Genomic DNA, 9,383 nt, shown 5'->3' on the forward strand with positions numbered 1-9,383 from the left:
GCCGGAAAGTCCGGCGCCGCGGCCGGCAGTTAACTGCTGTCCGGCAGTTATTGCCCCGCCGTGCCGGTGATCATGTCACCGGAAGGCGCCACGAGGTACCAGACGCTGCCCACCCCCTGCCCCCGGATGTCCCCGGCGGCCAGATCCTTGGCGTAGTAATACACCGGCATCCCGTTGATGGTCAGTTGTTTTTTGCCCTCCGGGGTGGCGATGGTCCCCACGGTGCCGGCAACGCCGTCAACCGCGGGGGCGTCAGCGGTTGCCAGGACCGGCGGCCACGCGGCAATGCAGCCGCCCGTGCAGGTGCTGGTCCCAGAGTCTTTGGCGTCCTTGGTGTAGTAGTAGACGCTGCGGCCCTTGCCGTCAACGACTATCCTGCCCGCGGTGGAATCCGTGACCTTGAGGTCCGGGGTGGACTCCGCCGGTGCTGGGGCGGAAACCGGTACCGGGCTCGCTGCGGAGCCGCCGGACGGCGTAGTGGCGGCCGAGGGCGACGTGGGCGTGGCAGTGCTGCCGGCGCAGCCCGAGAGTAGTGCTGCCAGGGCAAAAGCGGACAGGCCAACGCTGTAGTGCTTTTTCATCTGCTGCTCCTTGACTCAAACCGGCCAACTTGCCAGGCCGGAGCTACCCGTTACGACGGCGCCGGGGGCAGAATGGTTCACAGTAATCCCTGGGCTGCTGCCCGGAACCGGGATGAGTGAACCGTTCCAGGGATCCGCGCGTCCTAGGGTACAAGCGCAGAACCCTACGAGTCCTGGAGGCCCGTCATGCCGCTGGACGAAGAGGTGGTGGCGGCGATTTACCGCGACCACGGGCCGGCCCTCAGGCGCTTTGTCCTCAGCGCCTGCCGGGACCCGCAGGTGGCGGAGGATGTGGTGCAGGAGACCGTGCTGCGGGTCTGGCAGCAGTCTCCGCACATCACGGGAAGCCTGCGCAGCTATTTGTTCCGGACGGCCCGGAACATCATGATCGACAACTACCGCAAGGCCCAGCGCCGTCCCCGCGAGACAACTGACCGCGATCTGGCTGACCTGGCCGGCGGGGAGGAGCGTGTTGACGACCTCCTCAACCGGGTATTGATGGAGGAGGCCCTGATGCGGCTGAGCAACGAGCACCGGGACGTACTCGTGGCCCTCCATTACCGCCGCTTCACCGTCCAGGAGGCATCGAAGAGTTTGAATATCCCGAGCGGAACAGTCAAGTCCCGGGCCTTCTACGCCGTCCGGGCCCTCCGGACGATCCTGGATGAGATGGGGGTGCAGCGGTGAGCGGCTCCGAAATGCACCAGCTGCTCGGGGCCTACCTGCTCGGCGGCCTGGCGCCCGCGGAGGCCCTAACCTTCGAACAGCACCTGGGCGGCTGTGCGGAGTGCCGGCAGGAACTTGACGACTTGGCCAGCCTTCCGGCACTGCTGGACGCGCTTCCGGTGCCCGACGCCGTCGCCCTCGGCGCCGCGGCCACGGCGGGGCGGGAACCGGAGCAGCCGGCTCCCGCCCCGGCCGGCGTACCGCGACGGATGCTCGACGAACTGTCCAGCCGGCGCCGGCAGGCACGACGCCGCTGGACCGCGGCGCTCGCGGCGGCGGCAGCGGCCTGCCTCGCCCTGGGAATCCTCGCTGCGCCGCTGATTAACCCGCCGCCCAAACCGGACGCCAGCTACTCGGTGCAGGCCAGCGACGGACCGCAGATCACCGTAGGGATGGTCAAAAAGACGTGGGGCACCGAGCTTTCCGTCGACGGCCGCAGCCTGCCGCTGGAGGGCACCTTCTCGCTTTGGGTGAAGGACAGCGCCGGCACCGAGGACCGAGCCTGCGCGTGGACGGCCACGCCCAGCGGCAGGGTCCGGATCACCGGTGCCACGCCCGTGCAGCTGGCCAACATCGCCAGCATTGAAATGCGCAACGGGCAGCAACAAACGGTGGCCTTCATAGCCGTGCCGCAGGGATGAGCGGGTGGTCCGGGCGCTTCCGGCCTTACATCTTCGCCAGTTTGGCCCGCACCATCATGAAGATGCCATAACAGATCAGGCCAGCGCCGACGGCGGCCAGCATGTACACACCGAACGGCTGGTCGCGGAGGGCCTTTAGGCCGCCGTCGAGTCCGGTTGACTCCTCTGGGTGGGCCTTCACGGTGGCAATGGTTACCAGCAGGCCCACCAGCAGCAAGGCGATGCCTTTCGCTGCGTAGCCGACGACGCCGAGGATGGTCACCGCCGTCCTTGCCTGCCGCGGGGCCGGGAGGCGGAGGTGCTTGAGGAAGGACTGCCGGAAGCCGCGGATGGCATAGACAATTCCGGCGACTCCGATCCCTGCGCCGACGGCGATCAGCAGCAGATAGCCTCCGGGGGCTTGGATAACGGTCACCGTGAGATCGCTCGTGGACGTGCTGTGGTCCTTGCCTGCGCCGCTGGCGAAGGACAACAGCGTGACGGCGAGTCCGGCGTAGACAACGGCCTGGAGGGCTGCTTTGAGCTTCTTCCCCACCTTTTTCTTCGCCTGCAGGTGCTCAAAGTCGAAGATGGCATCACTGGTTTGCCAGATTGCCAGGGCCACGCAGGCGGCGAAGGAGCTCCACAGCAGCAACGGGCCGGCCGGCTGGCTGCCGAGCTGTTCGACGGCTCCGCTGACGTCAGCCTCGCCCTCACCACCCATGGCGAGCCGGATCGAAACGACGCCGATGAGGAGGTGCAGGATGCCGCTCACGGCAAAACCGGCACGGGCCACCAGTTCCAGCGCACGGGAGTTGGTGATGTTCTCCGCCACGTCCGCGGCGTCCTTGAGTTCTCTCTTGATGGCGGGCCCCTCAACTTGCTTGGTGGTTCTGCCGGACGTGGGTTCCGACCGGTTCGTGCATCTCCCGTTATCGTGCCACGCGGAGGCGGCCGGGAACAGCGGTGTCTGTTCTAGCGGCGCCGGTAGCTGAGGTCGAAGATGAGCCGGCCCGCTTCATGGGCCTTGTTCTCGAAACTCGTCAGGATCCGGCCCTCGAAGCGCGGGGCCCAGCCGCCTGCGTCGTCGGTGCCCTCGTTGGGGCCGGTGTGCTCGGTGCTGACAGGTGCCCGGCCCTCCTTGACCGGCGCCCCGCCCACAAGGGCTTCGACACCGGACTGCCATACCTGCGTGAGCGGGCTCTGCGCCCCGCTGCGCTCGCCGTCGTGCAGGTTCTCAAAGTCGGGGGAGTCAGCCAGGACCTCGCGGACGTGCACGGCGTAGTTGGACCAGTCCGTCGCAATCCGCCAGAGGCCGCCGGGTTTGAGGGACCGTGCTGCCAGCTGAGCGAAGGCCGGCTGGATGAGGCGGCGCTTGTGGTGCCGGGACTTGTGCCAGGGGTCCGGGAAGAAGACCCACAGCTCCGTCACGGAACCGGCCGGCAGCATGGTGGCCAGTACCTCGGGGGCATTAGCCTCCACCACTCGGACATTGCGCAGGCCGCGGCTGTTGATCTTGACCAGCGTGTTGGCCAGGCCCGGGGTGTAGACCTCAACGGCGAGGAAGTCCGTGTCCGGGTTCTCCTCGGCGGCATGGCAGACGGCGTCGCCCAGGCCGGAGCCGATCTCCACGATCAGCGGGGCTGTGCGGCCAAATTCGGTTTCGGCGTCGAAGACGTAGTCCGGGTGCACGGAGGTGTTGGCGATGTGCCGGGGGACATCGATCGCCCACCGGTCGGAATGTTCCTCCCAGGCCGCCTGCCGGCGGCCCTGCAGGCGGGTGCCGCGGCGCACAAAACTGACCGGGCGCCCGCCATACGTGCCGAAGGAGGCTTGGCTGCCGGGGGTTATTGGGCGCGATGGCTGCGGCACTTCGGGGGATTCTGGGGATTCACTCATCCCTTCCAGAATAGTGGAGTTCCGGCGCCCGGCCGGGCTGACGGTCTTGCCGGACCGGGTGTTCCTGACGCCGTTCGTTGGCGGGCCTGCCAGAATGGGGTCCGTGACCGTCCCGAAAAGCTCCCAGGATTCCGCCGCCGGCGGCGACGATGCCGCCGACCGCCGGGCCCTGCTCGTGGACGCCGAAATCGATGACGTTCCCGCGGCGGAGCCCACCCGGGTCGGCAGCCGCCGCACCCTGGCCTATCTGGGCGTGTGCCTGGTCCTGATCGGGCTGAACCTCCGGACCGTCTTCTCCAGCTTCTCCGCGGTGCTTCCCGAGGTGACGGCCGACGCCGGACTGCCGGGCTGGGCCGTCGTCGTCCTTACCACCGTGCCTGTGACGCTGCTGGGCGTGTTCGCGCCGCTCGCTCCGGTCCTGGCCCGCCGCTTCGGGGCCGAGCGGGTGTTGCTCGGCGCCATGGCGGTGCTCACTGCCGGGCTGCTGCTGCGGCCGCTGGAGGCCGGGGGCACCGGGCACCTGCCTGCCTTGCTGGCCGGAACGGCGGCCTGCGGTGCCGCGATCTCGCTGTGCAATGTGCTGCTGCCCGGCTTGGTAAAACGTGACTTCCCGCACCGGCTCGGCCTGATGGGCGGGCTCTACACCACCGCGATCTGCGCCTCCGCTGCCCTTGGCGCAGGGTTCACCTACCCGGTCTTCAGCGCGACCGGCGAATGGACCGCGGCGCTGCGGTTCTGGGCGCTGCCCGCCGGCGTTGTTCTTCTGCTGTTTCTGCCGCTGGCCATCAAGCAACGCCACGGCACCCACCAGGCTTCGCGCGGCGGCGTCAATGTGTGGCGCTCGGCGGTGGCATGGCAGGTGACCCTCTTTATGGTGCTGCAGGCGATGATGTCCTTCAGCGTTTTCGCCTGGCTGGCCCCGATCCTGCGCGAACGAGGTGTGGACGGCGGCACGGCCGGGGTGATCGTCTCCGCCTCAATCGTTCTGCAGATGCTCGGTTCCTTGTTCGCCCCGGCGCTCGCCACCAGGTTCCGGGACCAGCGCGCGATCAACACAGTTGTGGCGCTGATGACCGGTTGCGGCTTCGCGCTGAGCATTTTCGGCCCGCTCGAGCTGATCTGGCTGTGGACCGGGCTGCTGGGCCTGGGTCAGGGCAGCCTGACCGCCGTCGCGCTGACCATGATCATGGTCCGCACCCGGGACGGGCACACCGCAGCGCACCTGTCCGGCATGATGCAGGGTGTGGGCTACGGGGTGGGTTCCACCGGCACCCTGATGGTCGGCCAACTGCACCAGGCCACGGGGTCCTTCGCTGCCGCCGGTGTGCTCTTCCTCGCCGTCGGCTCGCTGGCCGCGGTATTCGGCTACCGTGCCGGGCGGGACCGCTTCATCGGCGGCTGACCTAACCCCTGCCCTCCCCGCACCACACGATGCCCTATCAGTTATGGCTGTTCTGAGCCTTCAGAACAGCCATAACTGATAGAGCAACCGGCGCCGCACCGGGTCAGGCGGTGAGGTCCTTGCCCTTGGTTTCCGGGATGGTGAAGACGAAGGCGGCGGAGATGGCCAGCAGCACCAGGGCGTAGATGTTGAACAGCTGCGGCATCTGCAAGCTCGTGCCCAGCCACTGCTGAAGGTACGGCGCGGTGCCGCCGAACAGGGCCACACAGATCGAGTACGGGACGCCGACGCCGACCGTGCGGATGCTGGTGGGGAACAGCTCCGCGTAGACGGCGGGGACGATTGCCGCGCTCGCGGCGATGAAGATCAGCATCACCGACATGCTTACGGCCAGCTGCCAGGCCGAATCCTTGAGGAGGGCGGTCATCGGAAAGTGCATGATGCCTGCGCCGATCGCGCCGGCCCACAGCACCTTTTTCCGGCCGATCCGGTCCGAGAGCTTGCCCCAGAACGGCAGCGCGGCGATGAAGACGATGTTGCCGATCACGCCGGCCCAGAGCGCTTCGCCGCGGTCGATCTTCAGCGCCGTGGTGGCGTAGCTGGGGGCGACGACACCCCAGATGTAGTAGATCACGGTCAGGCCGACCGTCAGGCCGATGACCTGCAGCGCCTGCTTGCGGTGCCGGACGATCTGCGGCCAGATCGGCGCGCGCTTCTCCGCCAGGGCTTCACCGGCGAAGACGTCCGTCTCGGGCAGCCGGGACCGCATGATCAGCGCGTACAGGCCCATGGCCGCGCCGACCAGGAACGGAATCCGCCAGCCCCAGGCGTTCATCACTTCCGTGCTCATGACCATGTTCAGCACGGCGCCGAGCAGCGTACCGAGCAGAATCCCGACTGTGCCGGAGGTGTAAATCAGGGTGGCCCAGAAGCCGCGGTGTTCCTTCGGCGCCATCTCCGACAGGTAGGTCTGCGACGATGGCAGCTCGCCGCCGTGCGCCAGGCCCTGCACGAGGCGCGCGACCAGGAGCATAAAGGACGCCCACGCGCCGACGGTGGCGAAGGTCGGCGCGACGGCGATCATCAAGCTGCCCACCGAGGCGAGGCCGACTGCGAGGGTCATGGACGCCTTGCGGCCGATCCGGTCACCGATCCAGCCGAACAGGAATCCGCCGAAAGGGCGCGCCACGAAGCCGACGGCGAAAATCGCCAGCGTGGACAGCACGGCCGAGGCGGGATCGGCCTTGCTGAAGAGCTGGCTGGCGATGAACGGCGTGAACGTGGCGTAGATGGCCCAGTCGTACCATTCGACGGCGTTGCCGATGCCGGTGCCGATGATCGTTTTGCGGGTGGAGGTCCGGGGTGCCGTGGGCACGGACGTGGTGGCGGTCATGGTTTCTCCCTCGGGGGTGGGGTTAGGAAAGGGTGGAGGCGGCGGCGGTGTCGCCCGCGCCGGGAAGGCCGGCTGCTGCCAGCGCGGCGAGCCGGCTAACGGCGAGTTCCGCGTAGAGCGCGGCCCCGTCGGCCAGCACGCCGTCGTCGAACGTGGCGTACGGGGAGTGGTTGAACGCGGCGGTGGCGTGGTCGGCGTCGCGGGGAACGGCGCTCAGCCCGATGAACGTGCCGGGGACCTCGGCGAGGACCCTCGAGAAGTCCTCGGAGCCGCTCAGCGGGGTGGCCCAGCGGGCGAGCCTGGAATCGCCGAACAAGCCCTCAATGACGGTCTCCGCGGTGCGGGTCTCGTCCTCGTCGGTGATGGTGAGCGGGTACTCCTGCTGGTAGTCGACGTCCACGTCGAGCCCGTGCGCCGCCGCGATGCCCTTGAGCAGGCGCGGCACGGCCTCCATCATCTTCTGCCGGGATTCCTCGGAGAAGGTCCGGATGGTGGCCTCGATGCGGGCGGTTTCCGGGATGATGTTGCGCTTGGTGCCGGCCTGCAGCACGCCCACCGACAGGACCACGGGATCGAACATGTTGAACTGGCGGGTGACCATGACCTGGAGGGCAGTGACCATTTCGGCGGCCGCGGTGACCGGGTCCTTGGCCGAGTGCGGGGCCGAGCCGTGGCCGCCGGCCCCGAGCACGGTGACCGTCAGGCCGTCCGAGGAGCTGAGCATCACGCCGGGCTTGGTGCAGAACGTGCCGTACCGTTCCAGGGCGGAAAAGACGTGCATGCCGTAGGCCGCGTCCACCCGTCGGCCCGCGGCGTCAAGGACGCCTTCCCGGATCATGTGGCTGGCGCCGTCGAAGCCTTCCTCGCCGGGCTGGAACATCAGCACGACGTCGCCGGCCAGCCGGTGCCGGCGTTCGGCCAAGAGGGTCGCGGCGCCGGTGAGCATGGCGGTGTGCAGGTCGTGGCCGCAGGCGTGCATGGCGCCGTCGATCCTGGAGGTGAAGTCCACGCCGGTTTTTTCCTGCACCGGCAGGCCGTCCATGTCCGCGCGAAGGAGCACGGCCGGGCGGGTGTCCGCGCCGGGAGCCTGTCCGCGCAGGACCGCGGTGACGGACGTCGTGTCCCGGCCGAGCGTGATCTCATAGCCGAGCCCGTCGAGGGCCTGGAGCACCTTCTCCTGGGTGCGGGGCAGCGTCAGCCCGATTTCCGGCTCCCGGTGCAGCTCGTGGCGGAAGCGGGCAAGATCCGCCTGCATTTCGCGGGCGTCTGCGGTGATCGGCACGTGGTCTCCTTTAGGTTCGGTTCGGCCGGGTTCGGCCCGGCGGGGTCTTGGGTCTATTCTGGAGTGACCTGCCTCACAGGGCCATAAAGGCCTGAAAAAATGCAAAATGCACTGCCTATCGCAGGTTTCGTGCATCGCCGGAGGGAAATCATGGAACTCAGCGAGGATGACCTTGCGCTGATCAACGTCCTGCAGATAGCGCCGCGCCTGAGCTGGGCGGATGCGGCGGACGTGCTGGGGGTCCACGCCACCACCCTCGCCGCCCGCTGGGAACGGCTGCGGACCGCCGGCGTCTCCTGGATCACGGCCCACCTGATCGGCGACCCCCACCAGATGTGCCTGGCGTTCGTCGCAGTGGATTGCGAAATGCACCGGCGCCGGGAAGTCACCGCCGAACTCGCCGGGATGCCGGAGATCATCACGGTGGAGGAGGCCGCCAGCAACCGGGACCTCATGCTGACCGTGATCACCTCCTCGCTGGATGACTTCAGCACCAAGGTGGTTTCGCGCTTGAAGGAGATCGACGGTCTGATCAAGTACCAGACCGCACTGTGCACCAGGCTGCACGCCAGCGGCGGCACCTGGCGGCTGAATGTTCTGAGCCGGGCCCAGCAGGCCGCTGTTAAGGCGATGGCCGGCCCGGATGCCCCCGGTGTCGTCCGGGCCGCCGCCAGGGACGATTTGCCGGCCAGCCACCTGGCGCTGCTGCCTTACCTGGCCAAGGACGGGCGGGCGACGGCGGCGGACATTGCCCGAGGGCTGGGCAGGCACCCCGCCACCGTGCAGCGACAGCTGAACCGGGTGCTCGCCAGCGGGATCCTGTCGTTCCGCTGCGAGGTCGCCCAGCGCTTCTCGGCGTTCCCTGTGACCTGCCAGTGGTTCGTCAATGTCCCGGCCGGGCGGCATGAGGAAGCGGCCGCTGAGTTGAAGACGATGCGGAACGTGCGGCTCAGCGCGTCCACCACTGGTCCGACCAACTTTGTGATCATTATGTGGCTGCAGTCCCTGGCGGACGTTATGAGCATCGAGTTGGTCCTGCAGCAAAAAGTGCCCGGGATCGTGCTCGTCGAAAGCGTGGTCATGCTGCGCACCGTGAAGCGCGTGGGCTGGATGCTGAACCCGGATTCCCGGGCGAGCGGCGCCGTCGTCGTTCCTGCCGAGGGGATCGGCGCGGCCGGCTGAACCGGCGGGGTCCCGCCCGCGCGGCGCGGCGCCAGGCTGCGGGCCGTGGCAGGTTGCTGCCCGCGGCGGGCTCCCGCCGGAGACGCCGTTCGCATAAGCTTCATCCCTGAGCCCCGCTGCCAGCCCGCCATCCCGCGAGGAGCGCGCTCCGGAAATGGCCGGAATTTTCCACCGCCGCTACGGCCTGATGGGCGGGCTCTAGATGTAATAACCACGGACGTTGGTGACAGGCGGCGTGGATAGGTGACAAAAAGAAGACCTCCGGGTGGAGTGGGGCTTGTCTAGAGTCCAGTTCCAC

General features: G+C 68.1%; 9 protein-coding genes. 4 read left to right on the plus strand and 5 right to left on the minus strand.

Annotation, left to right across the window (positions count from 1 at the left end; genetic code table 11):
- Positions 1-47: 47 nt before the first annotated feature.
- A complete protein-coding gene (locus ABIB49_RS14770; RefSeq protein ID WP_226775281.1) occupies positions 48-581 on the minus strand; it encodes a COG4315 family predicted lipoprotein in 534 nt (177 codons plus the stop codon).
- A gap of 186 nt (positions 582-767) precedes the next feature.
- Between ABIB49_RS14770 and ABIB49_RS14775 the strand changes: the two genes are divergently transcribed.
- Together ABIB49_RS14775 and ABIB49_RS14780 are read left to right on the plus strand one after the other, a co-directional pair.
- Positions 768-1,268, plus strand: a complete 501-nt coding sequence (locus ABIB49_RS14775; RefSeq protein ID WP_226775282.1) for a sigma-70 family RNA polymerase sigma factor — start codon at positions 768-770, stop codon at positions 1,266-1,268.
- Positions 1,265-1,948 carry an anti-sigma factor family protein gene (locus ABIB49_RS14780; protein ID WP_226775283.1) on the plus strand — a complete coding sequence of 228 codons (684 nt, stop codon included), beginning with the start codon at positions 1,265-1,267 and terminating at the stop codon, positions 1,946-1,948. The genes ABIB49_RS14775 and ABIB49_RS14780 overlap by 4 nt, the downstream gene beginning before the upstream one ends.
- Positions 1,949-1,973: 25 nt before the next feature.
- On the opposite strand, the gene ABIB49_RS14785 is transcribed toward ABIB49_RS14780, so the two are convergent.
- Both ABIB49_RS14785 and trmB read right to left on the minus strand, forming a co-directional pair.
- Complete coding sequence (locus ABIB49_RS14785) at positions 1,974-2,762, minus strand: DUF1206 domain-containing protein (RefSeq protein ID WP_226775284.1); 789 nt, start codon at positions 2,760-2,762, stop codon at positions 1,974-1,976.
- A 140-nt stretch (positions 2,763-2,902) separates the two neighbouring features.
- The gene (gene trmB, locus ABIB49_RS14790; RefSeq protein ID WP_282358913.1) at positions 2,903-3,826 is read right to left on the minus strand and encodes a tRNA (guanosine(46)-N7)-methyltransferase TrmB; all 924 of its coding nucleotides are present in this window, start codon (positions 3,824-3,826) and stop codon (positions 2,903-2,905) included.
- Positions 3,827-3,920: 94 nt separating this feature from the next.
- Here trmB and ABIB49_RS14795 point away from each other — a divergent pair, with 94 nt between their 5' ends.
- Positions 3,921-5,228 carry an MFS transporter gene (locus ABIB49_RS14795; protein ID WP_354157203.1) on the plus strand — a complete coding sequence of 436 codons (1,308 nt, stop codon included), beginning with the start codon at positions 3,921-3,923 and terminating at the stop codon, positions 5,226-5,228.
- Between the two features lie 103 nt (positions 5,229-5,331).
- On the opposite strand, the gene ABIB49_RS14800 is transcribed toward ABIB49_RS14795, so the two are convergent.
- Entirely contained in the window at positions 5,332-6,621 is a 1,290-nt protein-coding gene (locus tag ABIB49_RS14800) for an MFS transporter (RefSeq protein ID WP_226775286.1), read from the minus strand.
- Between the two features lie 22 nt (positions 6,622-6,643).
- Positions 6,644-7,903, minus strand: a complete 1,260-nt coding sequence (locus ABIB49_RS14805; protein ID WP_226775287.1) for a M20 metallopeptidase family protein — start codon at positions 7,901-7,903, stop codon at positions 6,644-6,646.
- Between the two features lie 150 nt (positions 7,904-8,053).
- Here ABIB49_RS14805 and ABIB49_RS14810 point away from each other — a divergent pair, with 150 nt between their 5' ends.
- Entirely contained in the window at positions 8,054-9,085 is a 1,032-nt protein-coding gene (locus ABIB49_RS14810; protein ID WP_226775288.1) for an Lrp/AsnC family transcriptional regulator, read from the plus strand.
- Positions 9,086-9,383 lie beyond the last annotated feature (298 nt).

It is taken from the genome of Arthrobacter sp. UYCu512 (genome assembly GCF_040547075.1).
Classification (GTDB): Bacteria; Actinomycetota; Actinomycetes; order Actinomycetales; family Micrococcaceae; genus Arthrobacter.